This window comes from Pseudomonas sp. TWI929, assembly GCF_039673335.1.
GTDB lineage: Bacteria > Pseudomonadota > Gammaproteobacteria > Pseudomonadales > Pseudomonadaceae > Aquipseudomonas.
In genome coordinates this window covers 85494-102228 of the sequence record NZ_JBDJLK010000009.1, presented here as the reverse complement: position 1 = coordinate 102228, position 16735 = coordinate 85494, and the positions used below count along the sequence as shown (strand labels likewise).

The window sequence follows — 16735 nt, the reverse complement described above, 5'->3', positions numbered from 1 at the left end:
CACAGGTACATCACTGCCCTCAGGCCTTGTGATATCCCTGTGGGAGCGGGTTTACCCGCGAAGAGGCCGGCACAGGTTACGCACCATGCGGTGGCAAGCCGATGCCCGCTGGCGCTATGCTGGGGCATATTCCAGCATGAGCAACCGCCCTCCCCCCATGTCCCAGGTGATCCTCAAGACCCCCGCCCAAATCGACCTGATGCGCCGCGCCGGCCAGTTGCTGGCCCAGGTGTTCGCCGACCTCGACAGTTTCATCCGCCCCGGCGTGACCACCATGCAGATCAACGACCGCGCCGAGGCGTTCATTGTCGATACGCTCAAGGCGCGGCCGGCGAGCAAGGGCCAGTACGGCTTCCCCTACTCGCTTAATACCTCGGTGGACCACGTGGTGTGCCATGGCATGCCCAAGGTCGATGAAGTGCTCAAGGAAGGTTCGATCATCAACGTCGACATCACCTTGGAGCAAGGCGGCTACATTGCCGACTCGTCGAAGATGTACAGCATCGGGCAGATCAGCGATGAGGCCCGACGCTTGGTCGACACCACCTACGAGGCGCTGTGGAAAGGCATCGAGCAGGTACGCCCGGGGGCGACGCTGGGTGATATCGGCCATGCCGTGCAGGCCCATGCCGAGGCGGCGGGCTACAGCGTGGTGCGTGAGTATTGCGGGCATGGCATTGGCCAGCAGATGCACGAGGGGCCAGAGGTGCTGCACTTTGGCGCGCGCGGCATGGGCATGAAGCTGAAGCCGGGGATGGTGTTTACCATCGAGCCGATGGTCAACCAAGGTGGGCGTGGCACACGCGAGTTGAAGGATGGCTGGACGGTGATTACCCGTGACCACAGCTTGTCGGCGCAGTGGGAGCACACGGTGGCGGTGACTGAGGATGGGTTTGAAGTGCTGACGTTGCGGGAAGAGGAGCGTCGTAGCTGAGATTGCAGGGGCTGCTGGGGCTGCTTTGCCGGCGATGAGGCCAGTACAGGCAGCACAGGACAGTTGCTCCCACTGGGTAAGCGGCGCCTGTGAGTTATTTGGCAGACAGCAGAAACAAAAAAAGCGACCCTAAGGTCGCTTTCTTTGTTACTTCCGGGTGTTCAGTAGGCCCTGGAAGTGGAATATGGCGCAGCGGACGGGACTCGAACCCGCGACCCCCGGCGTGACAGGCCGGTATTCTAACCGACTGAACTACCGCTGCGCTATACATCGAGTGGTGGGTGATGACGGGATCGAACCGCCGACCCTCTGCTTGTAAGGCAGATGCTCTCCCGGCTGAGCTAATCACCCATGTCTCTCGGTGTGGCGCGCATTCTACGGGCGACTTGGCGCTCTGGCAAGCACTTATCGAAGTTTTTGCAAATTTAAATCAGCCCACAAAATTCAGGCACAAAAAAAGCGACCCTAAGGTCGCTTTCTCTGTTACTTCCGGGTGTTCAGTGGGCCCTGGAAGTGGAATATGGCGCAGCGGACGGGACTCGAACCCGCGACCCCCGGCGTGACAGGCCGGTATTCTAACCGACTGAACTACCGCTGCGCTATACATCGAGTGGTGGGTGATGACGGGATCGAACCGCCGACCCTCTGCTTGTAAGGCAGATGCTCTCCCGGCTGAGCTAATCACCCTTCGTCTCGGTGTGGCGCGCATTCTACGGACGGCCTTGCACCGTGGCAAGCACTATTTAAACTTTTTTCAAAAAAAAACCCATTCCTTTCAAAGACCTAGCGTTACCGGGTGTTTCTTTGCCGCAGAAGCCGCTGCTGGCCCTCTGACAGGGTTGGCCTGAGAGCACTGCTCGGAGAATAATGCCCGCCTTATGCATTAAGGAGAGATTGCCCCTCATGTGGTTCAAGAACCTGCTGACCTACCGCCTGACCCAGGAAGTACCGTTCGAGCCTGAAGCGCTGGAAGCCGCCCTGGCCAGCAAGCCGGCCCGCCCTTGCGCCAGCCAGGAGCTGACCACCTATGGTTTCGTCGCGCCGTTCGGCAAAGGCGAAGACGCTCCCCTGGTGCATGTCAGCGGCGAGTACCTGCTGATTGCCGCACGCAAGGAAGAACGCATCCTGCCTAGCAGCGTGGTCAATGACGCGGTCAAGGAAAAGGTCGAAGAGATCGAGACCGAGCAGATGCGCAAGGTCTATAAAAAGGAACGCGACCAGATCAAGGACGAGATCATCCAGGCCTTCCTGCCGCGCGCGTTCATCCGCCGCTCGATGATCTTCGCCGCCATCGCCCCGCGCCAGGGTGTGATCCTGGTCAACTCGGCCAGCGCCAAGCGTGCCGAAGACCTGCTGTCGACCCTGCGTGAAGTGATGGGCTCGCTGCCGGTACGCCCGGCCACCGTGAAGATCGCACCAACCGCCACCATGACCGACTGGGTCAAGTCGCAGCAAGCCGCTGAAGGCTTCTATGTGCTGGACGAGTGCGAACTGCGCGACACCGCTGAAGATGGCGGCATTGTGCGCTGCAAGCGCCAGGACCTGACCAGCGAGGAAATCCAGCTGCACCTGAGCACTGGCAAGGTGGTCACCCAACTGGCCCTGGCCTGGCAAGACAAGCTGTCGTTCATTCTGGACGACAAGATGGTGATCAAGCGCCTGAAGTTCGAAGAGCTGCTGCAGGAGCAGGCCGAGCAGGATGGTGGTGATGAGGCTGCACAGCAGTTCGACGCCAGCTTCCAGTTGATGATGATGACCTTTGCCGAATTCCTGCCGGTGCTGTTCGAGGCACTGGGTGGCGAGGAGATTCCGCAAGGGGTTTGAGGTAATTGATGTACCGGTGCTGGCCTGAAAGATATTTTTCGCCTGCACCGGCCCTATCGCCGGCAAGCCAGCTCCCACAGGTACGCCACAGTATTCGGAACCTGTGGCGTACCCGTGGGAGCTGGCTTGCCGGCGATAGGGCCATTGAAATTCACAAAGCTATAGATAGAAAAGGACTTGCCCCATGCGTGCCCTCGCCGCCCTCAGCCGCTTTGTCGGCAATACCTTCGCCCTGTGGGTGCTGGTGTTCGCCGTACTGGCCTTCCTGCAACCGCAATGGTTCATCGCCCTGAAGGTGGCCATCGTGCCGCTGCTGGGCCTGGTGATGTTCGGCATGGGCCTCACCCTCAAGCTCGACGACTTCGCCGCCCTCGCCCGCCAGCCCTGGCGGGTGATGCTGGGTGTGGTCGCGCACTTCGTGATCATGCCGGGCATGGCCTGGCTGCTGTGCCAACTGTTCCACCTGCCGCCGGAAATCGCCGTGGGCGTGATCCTGGTGGGTTGCTGCCCGAGCGGCACGGCGTCGAACGTGATGGTCTGGTTGTCGCGGGGCGACCTGGCGCTGGCGGTGGCAATTGCCGCAGTCACTACCCTGCTGGCCCCGCTGCTGACCCCGGCGCTGATCTGGTTCCTGGCTTCGGCCTGGTTGCCGGTATCCTTCATGGACATGTTCTGGTCGATCCTGCAGCTGGTAATGCTGCCGATCGTGCTTGGCGTAGTGGCCCAGCGCCTGCTCGGTACCCGGGTGCAGGCGGCGGTGCAGGTGCTGCCGCTGGTGTCGGTGGTGAGCATCGTGATGATCGTGTGCGCGGTGGTGGCAGCCAGCCAGGCGAAGATCGCCGAGTCGGGGCTGCTGATCATGGCGGTGGTGATGCTGCACAACAGCTTTGGCTATTTGCTGGGGTACCTGACCGGCAAGCTGTGCAAGCTGCCACTGGCCCAGCGCAAGTCACTGGCGCTGGAGGTGGGCATGCAGAACTCCGGGCTGGGGGCAGCGTTGGCGGCGGCGCATTTTTCGCCGCTGGCGGCGGTGCCGAGTGCGTTGTTCAGCGTTTGGCACAACATTTCCGGGGCGCTGCTGTCGACCTGGTTCCGGCGCATGGGGGAGCCTGGGGTTGAGGCTGAACAGGTGGAGCCGGCCAGGCATTGATGTTGGCTGTGCGGGCCTCTTCGCGGGTAAACCCGCTCCCACAGGGGCTCCACAGATTCGGACATTGTGGTGACCCTGTGGGAGCGGGTTCACCCGCGAAGAGGCCCATACAGGCTTGCTCTGAAACCTGCAGATGTGCACCATATTGCCCACTGTGAGGACGGCCTCACGACGCACCGCGTGACCATTCCGGGGACGGCCCCATCATTTGAACGATGGAGACGCACCATGTCCTGGATCATCCTGTTCTTCGCCGGCCTGTTCGAGGTCGGCTGGGCCGTTGGCCTGAAATACACCGACGGCTTCAGCAAGCCACTGCCCACCGTACTCACCGTTGCCGCCATGGTCATCAGCCTGGGCCTGCTGGGCCTGGCCATGAAGGAATTGCCGCTAGGCACCGCCTATGCCATCTGGACCGGGGTCGGTGCCGTCGGCACGGTAATCGCCGGCATCATCCTGTTCGGCGAGTCGATGGCCCTGGTACGGCTGGTCAGCGTGGCGCTGATCATTACCGGCCTGGTCGGCCTGAAAGTCAGCGCCAGCTAACCCCCCTGCCCTAACGCAGGTTGCCGCGCAGGCGGCTGACCTGCTCACGTAGCACCTCTGGCTGCGCCGCTTCCACCGGGATGGCGGCGCCCGCCACGATGGTCACCCGCGACCACAGGCGCTTGAAAAAGCCCTTGGCCGGATCACGGCTGAAGAAGCTGCCCCACAACCCCTGCAAGGCCAGCGGAATCACCGGCACTGGCGTTTCTTCGAGGATGCGGTTGACCCCACCCTTGAACACATCGATCTCGCCATCGCCAGTCAGCTTGCCCTCCGGGAAAATGCACACCAACTCACCATCGGCCAGGTACTCGGCAATACGCGCGAAGGCGCGTTCGTAGGTGGCCAGATCCTCGTTGCGCCCGGCAATCGGGATGGCTCCCGCAGTGCGGAACACGAAGTTGAGCACCGGCAGGTTGTAGATCTTGTAGTACATGACGAAGCGGATCGGCCGGCGGATCGCCCCACCCAACAGCAGCGCATCGACGAACGACACGTGGTTGCACACCAGCAATGCCGCACCTTCATCGGGGATGCGCTCCAGGTCACGGTGCTGCACGCGATACATCGAATGGCTAAGCAGCCAGATGAGGAAGCGCATGGTGAACTCGGGCACGATCCTGAAGATATAGGCGTTGACCGCGATGTTGAGCAGCGAGACCACCAGGAACAGCTGTGGGATGCTCAGCTCGGCCAGGCCCAGCAGGATGATGGTGAGCACCGCCGACACCACCATGAACAAGGCATTGAGGATGTTGTTGGCGGCGATCACCCGGGCGCGCTGGTCCTCGGCCGTGCGGGCCTGAATCAGCGCATACAGCGGCACGATATAGAAGCCGCCGAACACACCGAGGCCGACGATCGCCAGCAAGATCCACCACGCCTGGCTCATGCCCAGCAGCGCCAGCCAGTCATGCGGCGCCGCCGCAGCCGGCACATCGCCGGAGTGCCACCACCACAACAGGCCGAACAGGGTCAGGCCGAACGAGCCGAACGGCACCAGGCCGATTTCCACCTTGCGCCCGCTAAGCCGTTCGCACAGCAGCGAGCCCAGCGCGATACCCACCGAAAACAGCGTCAGCACCAGGGTCACTACCGTGCCGTCACCGTGCAGCCAATCCTTGGCGTAGGCCGGGATCTGCGTGAGGTAGATGGCGCCAACGAACCAGAACCACGAGTTGCCGACGATCGAGCGCGACACCGCCGGCGGCTGGCCCAGGCCCATGCGCAAGATCGCCCACGACTGCTTGAAGATGTTCCAGTCCAGTGGCATGTTCGGCGAAGCAGCGGCAGCCCGCGGGATCCAGCGGCTGGCCAGGTAGCCAAGCACCGCCGTGCCGACCACGCCGCCAGCCACCACCGTGGCGTAGCTGTCGGCCAACATCATCACCCCGGCACCGATGGTACCGGCGAGGATGGCGAGGAAGGTGCCGGTTTCCACCAGCCCGTTGCCACCGACCAACTCTTCCTCACGCAAGGCCTGCGGCAGGATCGAGTACTTCACCGGGCCGAACAGCGCCGAGTGGGTACCCATGCCGAACAGCGCTACCAGCATCAGCGCCAGGTGGTTGGTGATAAAGCCCAACGCTCCGACCGCCATGATGGCGATTTCAGCCAGTTTGATTGCACGGATCAGCGCGTCCTTGGCGAACTTTTCGCCAAACTGCCCGCCCAGCGCCGAGAACAGGAAAAACGGCAGGATGAACAGCAAAGCGCACAGGTTGACCCAGATCGACCGGTCACCGTCGCCCAGACTGAGCTTGAACAGGATCGCCAGGATCAGCGACTGCTTGAACAGGTTGTCGTTTAAGGCACCCAGCGACTGGGTGATGAAAAACGGCAGGAAGCGCCGTTTGCCGAGCAAGGTGAATTGCGAGGAGTGACTCATCGTCCTTGGTCCTGAGGGCTTTTCAATTGGAGGCGCGCCGGGCGCGTCAGGCCACAAATCTGCATGGGAAATGCGTGGCCTGGCAAGTACCGGCGCAGACATGGCCAAGTGGCATTGGCCCTGTGCAGCTCCCACAGGGATCGCGCAGGCCTTCGGTTATTGCTTATGCTTGAGCCCGGCAACCAGAACAACAAGGACGTGGTAATGCTCGCCGCCATAAAACGCTACCCGCACACCGTTCGCCTGCTGCTCACCACCACTTTCACCCTCACCGTCGCCCGCGCCCTCACCCTGCCCTACCTGGTGGTGTACCTGGCCGACAACTTCCAGCTGCCGATCAGCCAGATCGGCCTGCTGATCGGTGGCGCGCTGATCATCGCCTCGTTGCTGAGCCTGTATGGCGGCCATCTGGTCGACACCTTGCGCAACCATACGCTGGTCAGCGCCAGCACCCTGTTGTTCGCCCTGGCCTTCGTCGGCGCAGTCGCCAGCCGCTCGGCGCTGCTGTTCTTTTTGTGCCTGGTGCTGATCAACCTGGCCCTGGCGGTGGTCGACATTGCCGCCAAGGCGGGCTTCTGCGCGCTGCTGCCAGTGGAAGAGCGGGCCGAGGTGTTCGCCATCAAGTACACCCTGAGCAACGTCGGCTACGCTGCCGGCCCGCTACTGGGCGTGGCCATGCTGGAGCTGAACGACCATATGCCGTTCATCGCCTCTGCCCTGCTTGGCCTGGCCATGTGCCTCGCCTACTGGCGCCTGGGCGACCGCAGCCTGCTGGCCAGCACGCCAGACAAGCCTGCGGCCGGCTTCGGCCAGGTGGCGCTGGGGCTTGCGCGTGACCGGCGGCTGGTGTGCTTCACCTTGGGTGGGGTGCTGAGTGCGGTGGTGTTCGGCCAGTTCACCGCCTACCTGTCGCAGTACCTGGTGGTGACCAGCAGCCCGGCCGAGGCCGCGCGGCTGGTCGGCTACCTGGTGACCACCAACGCGGTGACGGTGATTGCCCTGCAGTACCTGATTGGCCGGCGCATCAGCCGCCAGCGCCTGATGCCCTGGCTACTGGCCGGCATGGGCCTGTTCATTGCCGGGTTGCTGGGCTTTGCGATGGCGGGTTCAGTGCTGGCATGGTGCCTGGCGATGCTGGTGTTCACCCTGGGCGAGATCATCGTCATCCCGGCCGAGTACATGTTCATCGACCTGATCGCCCCGGAGCATCTGCGCGGGGTGTATTACGGTGCGCAGAACCTGTCCAACCTGGGGGCAGCGCTGGGGCCGGTGATGGTGGGGTTTGCCCTGGTGCAGTTGTGGCCGGGGGCGATCTTCTACCTGCTGGTTTTGTCGGTGATACTGGCAGGGGTGTTTTATGGGTTGGGTACCCGAAAATATTGATGTTTTGTTTCAGATCAATCGCGAGCAAGCTCGTTCCTACAACCATCGTCGGCGCTGACGAACCGGCACCTGCGTGCCAGACTGATTGATCGGGACCGCGTTATCTTTTTGCTTCGGAGTCTTCATGTCGTTGTCCAGCGGGCTGATCGCCGTGGTCGCCCTGGCCTATATGGCCGTCATGTTCGCCATCGCCTTCTATGGCGACCGCCGCAGCACGCCGTTGCCGCCGAAGCTGCGTGCCTGGGTGTACAGCCTGTCGCTGGCCGTGTACTGCACCAGCTGGACCTTCTTCGGCGCAGTCGGCCAAGCCGCCGAACAGCTCTGGGCGTTCCTGCCGATCTACCTGGGCCCGGTGTTGCTGTTGATCTTCGCCCCTTGGGTGCTGCAGAAGATGGTGCTGATCAGCAAGCAGCAGAACATCACCTCGATCGCCGACTTCATCGCCGCGCGCTACGGCAAGTCGCAAACCCTGGCCGTGGTGGTGGCGCTTATCTGCCTGATCGGCGTGCTACCGTACATCGCCTTGCAACTCAAGGGCATCGTGTTGGGCGTGAACCTGCTGATTGGCGCCAACGCCGACGCCACCGGCACCCGCGTGCAGGACACAGCGCTGGTGGTGTCGCTGGTGCTGGCGCTGTTCGCCATCGTCTTCGGTACCCGCAGCCTGGATGTAACCGAACACCACCGCGGCATGGTCCTGGCCATTGCCTTCGAGTCGCTGATCAAGCTGCTGGCCTTCCTCGCCGTGGGCATCTTCGTCGTCTTCAACCTGTATGACGGTTTCGACGACCTGTTCAGCCAGGCCCGCCAGTCGATCCACTTGCAGGACTATTGGCAAGAGACCATCAACTGGCCGTCGATGGTGGTGCAAACCGCCGTGGCGATGATGGCGATCATCTGCCTGCCGCGGCAGTTCCACGTCACCGTGGTGGAGAACATCGAACCGCAGGACATGCGCCTGGCACGCTGGGTGTTTCCGATGTACCTGGCGCTGGCTGCGTTGTTCGTGGTGCCGATTGCCCTGGCCGGGCAGATGTTGCTGCCGGGCACGGTGATTTCCGACTCGTTCGTCATCAGCCTGCCGCTGGCCGAGGCGCACCCGAGCCTGGCCCTGCTGGCGTTCATTGGCGGCGCTTCGGCGGCCACCGGCATGGTCATCGTCGAGGCCGTGGCGTTGTCGACCATGGTCTCCAACGACATGCTGCTGCCCTGGCTGCTGCGCCGCCAGAACGCCGAGCGGCCATTCGAGGCATTCCGCCACTGGATGCTTTCGGTGCGCCGGGTAACCATCGTGGTGATCCTGCTGCTGGCCTATGTCAGCTACCGCCTGCTGGGCTCCACGGCCAGCCTGGCGACCATCGGCCAGATCGCCTTTGCCGCCGTCACCCAGCTGACCCCGGCCATGCTCGGCGCGCTGTACTGGAAGCAGGCCAACCGCCGCGGCGTGTTCGCCGGCCTGGCCGCAGGCATCTTCCTGTGGTTCTACACCCTGGTACTGCCAATTGCCGCACATAGCCTGGGCTGGTCGCTGCAGCTGTTCCCAGGGCTGGCATGGCTGCATGGCAACCCGCTTAACCTGCCAATCAGCCCGTTGACCCAAGGCGTGGTGCTGTCGCTGGCCGGCAACTTCACCCTGTTCGCCTGGGTTTCGGTGCTGTCACGCACGCGGGTTTCCGAGCACTGGCAGGCAGGCCGCTTCATCGGCCAGCAAACCGCCCGCCCCAGCAGCAAGCCGCTGCTGGCAGTACAGATCGACGACCTGCTGACCCTGGCCTCACGCTTCGTCGGCGAGGAGCGCGCGCGGCAGAGCTTCATCCGCTTCGCCTACCGCCAGGGCAAGGGCTTCAACCCCAACCAGAACGCCGACGGCGACTGGATCGAGCACACCGAGCGCCTGCTGGCCGGCGTGCTCGGCACCTCGTCGACCCGCGCCGTGGTCAAGGCAGCCATCGAAGGCCGCGACATGCAGCTGGAAGACGTGGTGCGCATCGCCGACGAAGCCAGCGAAGTGCTGCAGTTCAACCGCGCCTTGCTGCAAGGCGCCATCGAGAACATCAACCAGGGCATCAGCGTGGTTGACCAGAACCTGCACCTGGTGGCGTGGAACCGCCGCTACCTGGAACTGTTCAACTACCCCGACGGACTGATCAGCGTGGGCCGGCCGATTGCCGACATCATCCGCTACAACGCCGAACGCGGCCTGTGCGGCCCGGGCGAAGCGCAGGTGCATGTGGCGCGGCGCCTGCACTGGATGCGCCAAGGCCGCGCGCATTCCTCCGAGCGCCTGTTCCCCAATGGCCGGGTGATCGAGCTGATCGGCAACCCGATGCCGGGCGGCGGCTTCGTCATGAGCTTTACCGACATCACCCCATTCCGCGAGGCCGAACAGGCCCTGCGTGATTCCAACGAAGGCCTGGAGCAACGGGTGGCGGAACGTACCCATGAGCTGTCGCAGCTGAACCAGGCACTGTCCGAAGCCAAGAGCCAGGCCGAAGCGGTGAGCAAGTCCAAGACCCGCTTCCTGGCCGCAGTCAGCCATGACCTGATGCAACCGCTGAACGCTGCACGGCTGTTCTCCGCTGCCTTGTCGCAGCAGGCCGAAGGCATGAACGAAGAGGCCCAGCAACTGGTGCAGCACATGGACAGCTCGCTGCGTTCGGCCGAAGAGCTGATCAGCGACCTGCTGGACATCTCGCGCCTGGAAAACGGCAAGATCACCCCGGATGCCAAGCCGTTCGCCCTCAATGAACTGTTCGATACCCTGGGTGCCGAGTTCAAGGTGCTGGCTGCCGAGAAAGGCCTGGAGTTCCGCCTGCGCGGCAGCCGCCTGCGGGTAGACAGCGACATGAAGCTGCTGCGCCGGGTGCTGCAGAACTTCCTCACCAATGCCCTGCGCTACGGCAAAAGCCCGATCCTGCTAGGCGTGCGCCGTCAGGGCGAGCGCCTGTGGCTGGAGGTGTGGGACCGTGGCCCGGGCATCGCCGACGACAAGCTGCAGGTGATCTTCCAGGAGTTCAAGCGCCTGGACAGCCACCAGACCCGCGCCGAAAAAGGCCTGGGCCTGGGCCTGGCGATCGCCGACGGCCTGTGCCGGGTGCTGGGGCATACGCTGGAAGTGCGCTCATGGCCGGGCAAAGGCACCGTGTTCCGCGTCAGTGTGCCGATTGCCCGCCAGGCCGCCCCGGCACCTGCAGCCCCAGTGGAGCAAGGCGGCCAACCACTGGCCGGGCTGCAGGTGCTGTGCGTGGACAACGAAGACAGCATCCTGATCGGCATGAACAGCCTGCTCAGCCGATGGGGCTGCCAGGTATGGACCGCGCGCAACCAGGCCGAATGCGAAGCCCTGCTGGCCAAAGGCATGCGCCCGCACCTGGCATTGGTGGACTACCACCTGGATGACGGTGAGACCGGTACCGGGCTGATGGGCTGGCTACGTGCGCGCCTGGGTGAGCCAGTGCCGGGCGTGGTGATCAGTGCTGACGGCAGCAAGGAAACCATCGCCATGGTGCACGCCTCAGGCCTGGACTACCTGGCCAAGCCGGTCAAGCCTGCGGCCCTGCGCGCCATGCTCAATCGCCATCTGAGCCTGGTTCAGTAACGGCTTCGTCGGGCAAGGCCTCGTCGGACAGCGCCCGCTCCAGCAGGTCAGCCGGCAGGCTCTTGCTGGCGCGGGCGCCCAGCAGCTTCAGCTGTTCGCTGCGGCTGACCAGGTTGCCGCGCCCTTCGCACAGTTTGTTGCGCGCAGAAGCATAAGCCTTGTCCACCTGCTGCAGGCGGCTGCCCAGTTCGTCCAGGTCCTGGATGAACAGCACGAACTTGTCGTACAGCCAGCCAGCGCGCTCGGCGATTTCGCGGGCGTTCTGGCCCTGGCGTTCCTGCTTCCACAAGCTGTCGATCACCCGCAGGGTGGCGAGCAAGGTGGTGGGGCTGACAATCACGATCTGCCGGTCGAAGGCTTCCTGGAACAGGTTCGGCTCGGCCTGCAGGGCTGCCGAGAAGGCCGCCTCGATAGGCACGAACAGCAATACGAAATCCAGGCTGTGCAGGCCTTCGAGGCGGTTGTAGTCCTTGCTCGACAGGCCTTTGACGTGGCTGCGCAGCGACTGCACGTGCTGCTTGAGTGCAGCCTCGTCGTTGCCGGCAACGAACTGCTGGTACGCGGTGAGGCTGACCTTGGCGTCCACCACCACCTGCTTGTCGCCGGGCAGCATGATCAGCACATCGGGCTGGAAACGCTCGCCATCGGCGCTTTTCAGGCTGACTTGGGTCTGGTATTCGCGGCCCTTCTCCAGGCCGGCATGCTCCAGCACCCGTTCGAGGATCAGTTCGCCCCAGTTGCCCTGGGTTTTCTGGCCCTTCAGGGCCTGGGTCAGGTTGGTGGCTTCGTCGGACAGGCGCAAGTTGAGTTGTTGCAGGCGCTCCAGCTCCTTGCCCAGCGAGAAGCGCTCGCGGGCTTCTTGCTGGTAGCTCTCTTCCACACGTTTTTCGAAGGCGTGGATGCGCTCCTTGAGCGGGTCGAGCAACTGGCCCAGGTGCTGCTGGCTGGTCTGGGCGAAGCGTTGCTCGCGCTCGTCGAAGATCTTGGTGGCCATGTCGGCGAACTGGGCACGCAAGGTGTCGCGGGCTTCCTGCAGGTCTTCCAGGCGTTGCTGGTGGCTTTCCTGCTGTTCGCGCAGTTCGGCGCCCAGGCGTGCCGTATGCGCCTCCAGGCGGCGCAGTTCGGCTTCGCGGTTGGCGCGCTCAAGGCTCCAGGCGTGGGCGGCGTCACGGGCGTTGTCACGGTCGATCTGCAGCAGCTCCAGTTCGCGCCCCTGGGCCGCCAGCTGGGCCTGCTTGGCGGTATTGGCTTCGCTGAGGTCGCTGACCTCGTCGCGGCTGGCGTCCAGCTGCGCCTGCAAGCCGGCCTGGGCCAACTGGGCGGCGTTGAGGCGCTCTTCGAGCAAAGCTTGCTCGCCTTGCCGCGCGCCCTGACGGCGTTGCACCTGCATGACCCACCCCAGGCAGGGTAACGCGCCTGCCACCAAGCCCAGCAGAATGCTGGCCAGATCCACTGTCATGCTTACCCCGAAAGATCCTGGATGATTGCTGCGCAGCTTATCAGCCTAAGCGCTGTGTTGCCTGTGCCGGCCTCTTCGCGGGTAAACCCGCTCCTACAGGTACTGCGCAAGCCTGAAGGCAGAGGTGATCCTGTGGGAGCGGGCGTGCCCGCGAAGAGGCCGGAACAGGCAACACAGCTCAGACAGGGAACCACTGCCGCAACAGCCGCCGCGCTTCCTGCGAGCCCTGCCCCGCCGCCAGCTCCAGCCAATACCGCGCCTGCTCCGGTTCGTTGTGCTGGCACAGCCGCGCGTACTCCAGCTGCGCGCGCCGGTCGCCAGCACGGGCTGCCTGGCGCAGCAGTTCATGGCCAATGCGCCGGTCGCGGGCATTGCCGCAATCTCGGCACAGCATCTGCCCCAGGCGACTTTGCGCCACCACCACGCCCTGGCGCGCCGGTTGTTTAAGCAGGCGCCCTGCCAAGTGCTTGACCTGGGGCTTGTCGCCCAGGCGCGGGTTGTCGAGCAGCCACAAGGCCACTTTCAGGGAAAAGCGTTTGGGAGGAGGCGCAGGCGTCGATGCAGCGGGGTTGGCGAGGTGTTTACCGCGAAACTTCATGAGCAACAGGTTTGGCAACTCGAAAGGCGCGCCACTCTACCCTTTTTTTTTCGCCCTGACCTGTCGATTTCTGGAGGATTGAAAAAAAATTTCAATGATCTTTTCTTGACGTTTTCGAGTGGATGACCAACCGGTCTGTCGGCGCATGTAGATTGTCGGACAGTTCACTGTATTGCTGGCACGCCCGTCCTAGAGCAAGCGCTCGGGACAATCCACAGTTCCTGTGGATAACTCGGTGGACAACCCCCTCACATCCCCCGCAAACCCCTATGAATTGGGGCCTTCAGTCAAACTGACGATTTTTTCACCAGCTAGAAATAGTGTTTTTTTTCATTGACTTAACCGCCCAGTCAAGGCATTGGCGAGGCAATCGAGACGTGTTGCCGGCCTGTTACAAGCGCCGCCCCGAATGTGAACAAGTGCACCAGAACCCCTCATTCGAGTGCACGAAATAGGTACATCCGGCCTGATACGGGCCATTTGCCCCCTCTTCCCAGCAAGGCAAATACGCGCCATACTGCTCGGCTCACCTGAACTAGCGCATAATGCTTGCCAAGCGCCTGCATTTTCGGTAAGGTGTGCTCCGTTAGTACCAAGCTGAAAGTCAATTTTGGCCTAAAGCGTCCTTGCAGACCCACTCCTCCCAATGAGTGGCCCTGTTGAAACCAGGACCGGCCTATTCGATGATTCACTCGCCAGCCCTGCGCTGCTCAAGCACGAATCACGTGACCGATTGATCAGGATTCCACCCGACGGCCTAGAACCTTGGCCCCGACGTGCTGCCTGCCTTCCGAAGTACCTACCAGTCAGCCCAAGCGCCCACCTTTGATTGCGCTCCCTCTGGCTGCCCTGTTCCAGTCAGGTTCGTTCGTCCCTTAATAAAGGCGTCACTGGAACGTTTCTATCATGCACGGATCATAACCCCGTGTTTAAAGCAGGAACCTCCAACAATATGCAAACTCATCATCAGATTCAGGCTGCCATTGGCACCCTCTCCCAGGCCTTCTCGCCGTTGAAGTGCCTTATCGTTGCCCCACGCAAGGGCAGCTTCAGCTTCACCCTGGTAGACGAACACGGCGTCGCCTGCCACACCGAGCGCCTGTACCCCGAACAGTACAGCCGCAATGAACCGCTGCAGGCGGTCATCGCCCGGACTCGCCAGTCGCTCACCGCGTGATCGGCGAATACCGCGGCATTCAAGTGCTGAATCATCCCATCGCAAGCCTGCCTGAACGTTCTTGGCGTAATTGCCTTAGGGCATATAGCCCAGTGCGTCAGGCAGCAATCGATTTAAAAACAGCTCTTTACACCACGGTTATCACACTACACTTCAACTCGAGCGGTGCTTACCGCTTCCGGCGGGCCTGATCATTCACCAGCTGCCAAGCTCCAGCGCCCGTCCGGCCCTTTACTGCTCGAGGGCATCATGGGTATCGCGGCGAATGAATTGTGTCTGTATGTGATCCGACCCACCCTGGTCTACCTGAACCGTCACTGCGCCAGCGCCGAAGCCTTGTTGCTGGGCATCGCCGCCAGCCAGTCGGCACTTGGCTCGGCATTGCACGACCGACGTGGGCACGGCCTTTACCGCATTGGCGAGCACCGTCACCAGGCACTCTGGGACGACTATCTGGCCCGTGACCCCGACCTGGCCAGCATGATCCGCGGCCTGGCCAGCCAGCACGCCTTCCTTGGTGGCCCGCACCTGGAGCTTACCGTCAACCTGCGCTACTCCACCGCCATTGCCTGGATGCTCGTCGAAGAGCAGGCCACGCCACTGCCTGCGGCTGACGACTTGTTAGGCCTGGCACGGATCTGGCGCCAGATTTTCAACCCCCAAGGTCGCCTGCGCGACTTCACCCATGCCTGGCACACCTGCATAGATCAGAGATTGCCTCAGGCATCTTAAGAAGCGTCCTACAGCTTGACCGGATAAAAAGGAATTTTGGTCGGATTGTCCTACAAAACCGCTCTATCTCCTGCGATTGAGGCTATAGCGCGGCGCGTGATTTGTTGGTAGCTTTTCGCCCAGGAGATCCCAAGGAGTTTTCTAATAATGAAAAAAGTAATGCTCAAAACCTCCCTCGGCGTAGCTATTGCGCTTGCTTCCAGCCAACTGTTCGCCGCGGGCTTTGCGCTGAACGAACAAAGCATCAGCGGCATGGGCACCGGTTTTGCGGGACGTTCTTCTTCTGCCGAAGATGCCAGCACCGTGTATGGCAACCCTGCAGGCATGTCGCGCCTGAAACGTGAACAGGTCACCGTGGGCGGCGCTGCCGTCATCGCCAAGTCTGATATTTCCGGTCGTGGTAGCAATTTCGGGGGGGAAACCGATGGCGACATGGTCCCGTTCGTGGGCGTGCCCATGGGCTATTACGTCAAACCAATCGATGATCATTGGAGCGTAGGCTTCGGCGTTTACGTGCCATACGGCCTGATCACCGACTACGGTAGCGATGACGCTGCGCGCTATTGGGGCAAGAAGAGCAAGGTCGAGGTTGTCACCTTCCAGCCAACCATCAGCTATGCCTTCAACGACAAGGTATCGATCGGTTTTGGCCCGACCATCAACCGTATCAAGGGTGAGCTGGGCTCGAACCTGAGCAGCAAGGCCCTTCTGGGCGCCAATGGCCCTGACGGCGAAGTCAAGATCAAAGGCGACGACACCGCTATCGGTTACAACATCGGTGTTCTCGTTCAGGCTACAGACCGTACTCGCCTGGGCCTGACCTATCACTCGATGGTCGACTACAAGCTTGAAGGCAATACCCGGGTTTCCTACCCGATTCCACAGCTTGGTCTCAGCGGCAGGTTCGACGCCAGCCTGAAAATCAAGACGCCAGAGTCTGTGGACCTGTCGGTTACCCATGAGCTGGATGACCACTGGACGCTGTATGCGGGTAGCACCTGGACACGCTGGAGCCGCCTGGAGAGCATCATTGTCGAGAACGAAGCACCAGCGGGCTACCCGCTGAAAACCATCACTGAAGAGCAGAACTGGCATGACACCTGGGCCCACGCCATTGGTGCTGCCTACAAGGTGAACAAGGAGTGGACCCTGCGTGCAGGCTTCTCCGTTGACCAGTCGCCAACCAACAACCACGACCGCTCGCCGCGCATTCCTACCGGCGACCGCAAAGCGGTCAGCTTTGGTGCCGGTTGGAGCCCGAACGATGACATGACCATCGATGTTGCCTACTCCTACCTGTGGGAAGAGGACACCAAGGTCAACAATCTGCCTAGCTCGCAGTCGCAAGCCCTGTTGAAAGGCAGCTACCAGGCCAAGTACGAGAACAGCGCTCACGGTATTGGTGCATCCCTCACCTACCGCTTCTGATTCGTACGCGCTACATGA

Annotated in this window: 12 protein-coding genes and 4 tRNA genes; 9 read left to right on the top strand and 7 right to left on the bottom strand. The window is 62.3% G+C overall.

Annotation, left to right across the window (positions count from 1 at the left end; translation table 11 throughout):
* Positions 1-85: 85 nt before the first annotated feature.
* The gene (map, locus tag ABE456_RS06880; RefSeq protein WP_346643249.1) at positions 86-934 is read left to right on the top strand and encodes a type I methionyl aminopeptidase; all 849 of its coding nucleotides are present in this window, start codon (positions 86-88) and stop codon (positions 932-934) included.
* Between the two features lie 185 nt (positions 935-1119).
* Here map and ABE456_RS06875 read toward each other — a convergent pair.
* The 4 genes from ABE456_RS06875 to ABE456_RS06860 form a co-directional block, all read right to left on the bottom strand.
* A tRNA-Asp gene (locus ABE456_RS06875) sits at positions 1120-1196 on the bottom strand.
* A gap of 13 nt (positions 1197-1209) precedes the next feature.
* Positions 1210-1285, bottom strand: a tRNA-Val gene (locus tag ABE456_RS06870).
* Between the two features lie 170 nt (positions 1286-1455).
* Positions 1456-1532 (bottom strand) — tRNA-Asp (locus ABE456_RS06865).
* A 13-nt stretch (positions 1533-1545) separates the two neighbouring features.
* Positions 1546-1621 (bottom strand) — tRNA-Val (locus tag ABE456_RS06860).
* 216 nt (positions 1622-1837) lie between these two features.
* Here ABE456_RS06860 and rdgC point away from each other — a divergent pair.
* The 3 genes from rdgC (at position 1838) to sugE (ending at position 4454) form a co-directional block, all read left to right on the top strand.
* Complete coding sequence (gene rdgC, locus ABE456_RS06855; protein WP_346643248.1) at positions 1838-2758, top strand: recombination-associated protein RdgC; 921 nt, start codon at positions 1838-1840, stop codon at positions 2756-2758.
* A gap of 184 nt (positions 2759-2942) precedes the next feature.
* The gene (locus ABE456_RS06850) at positions 2943-3908 is read left to right on the top strand and encodes a bile acid:sodium symporter family protein (RefSeq protein ID WP_346643247.1); all 966 of its coding nucleotides are present in this window, start codon (positions 2943-2945) and stop codon (positions 3906-3908) included.
* A gap of 228 nt (positions 3909-4136) precedes the next feature.
* Positions 4137-4454: a quaternary ammonium compound efflux SMR transporter SugE gene (gene sugE / locus ABE456_RS06845; RefSeq protein WP_346643246.1), complete on the top strand. Its 318-nt coding sequence runs from the start codon at positions 4137-4139 to the stop codon at positions 4452-4454.
* A gap of 10 nt (positions 4455-4464) precedes the next feature.
* Here the strand turns inward: sugE and ABE456_RS06840 are convergent, their stop codons facing one another.
* Positions 4465-6342 (bottom strand): MFS transporter, encoded by a 1878-nt coding sequence (locus ABE456_RS06840; protein WP_346643245.1) that lies wholly within the window; start codon positions 6340-6342, stop codon positions 4465-4467.
* A 204-nt stretch (positions 6343-6546) separates the two neighbouring features.
* Here ABE456_RS06840 and ABE456_RS06835 point away from each other — a divergent pair, with 204 nt between their 5' ends.
* Entirely contained in the window at positions 6547-7725 is a 1179-nt protein-coding gene (locus ABE456_RS06835; protein ID WP_346643256.1) for an MFS transporter, read from the top strand.
* Positions 7726-7849: 124 nt separating this feature from the next.
* A complete protein-coding gene (locus ABE456_RS06830; RefSeq protein ID WP_346643244.1) occupies positions 7850-11323 on the top strand; it encodes a NahK/ErcS family hybrid sensor histidine kinase/response regulator in 3474 nt (1157 codons plus the stop codon).
* Here the strand turns inward: ABE456_RS06830 and rmuC are convergent.
* Positions 11295-12668 (bottom strand): DNA recombination protein RmuC, encoded by a 1374-nt coding sequence (rmuC, locus tag ABE456_RS06825; protein WP_346643255.1) that lies wholly within the window; start codon positions 12666-12668, stop codon positions 11295-11297. The genes ABE456_RS06830 and rmuC overlap by 29 nt on opposite strands.
* A gap of 292 nt (positions 12669-12960) precedes the next feature.
* Complete coding sequence (locus ABE456_RS06820; protein ID WP_346643243.1) at positions 12961-13380, bottom strand: sel1 repeat family protein; 420 nt, start codon at positions 13378-13380, stop codon at positions 12961-12963.
* Between the two features lie 952 nt (positions 13381-14332).
* Here ABE456_RS06820 and ABE456_RS06815 point away from each other — a divergent pair.
* The 3 genes from ABE456_RS06815 (at position 14333) to ABE456_RS06805 (ending at position 16717) form a co-directional block, all read left to right on the top strand.
* The gene (locus tag ABE456_RS06815; RefSeq protein ID WP_009686213.1) at positions 14333-14557 is read left to right on the top strand and encodes a hypothetical protein; all 225 of its coding nucleotides are present in this window, start codon (positions 14333-14335) and stop codon (positions 14555-14557) included.
* A 249-nt stretch (positions 14558-14806) separates the two neighbouring features.
* The gene (locus tag ABE456_RS06810; RefSeq protein ID WP_346643242.1) at positions 14807-15289 is read left to right on the top strand and encodes a hypothetical protein; all 483 of its coding nucleotides are present in this window, start codon (positions 14807-14809) and stop codon (positions 15287-15289) included.
* Positions 15290-15436: 147 nt separating this feature from the next.
* Entirely contained in the window at positions 15437-16717 is a 1281-nt protein-coding gene (locus tag ABE456_RS06805) for an outer membrane protein transport protein (protein ID WP_346643241.1), read from the top strand.
* The last annotated feature ends 18 nt before the right edge of the window (positions 16718-16735 follow it).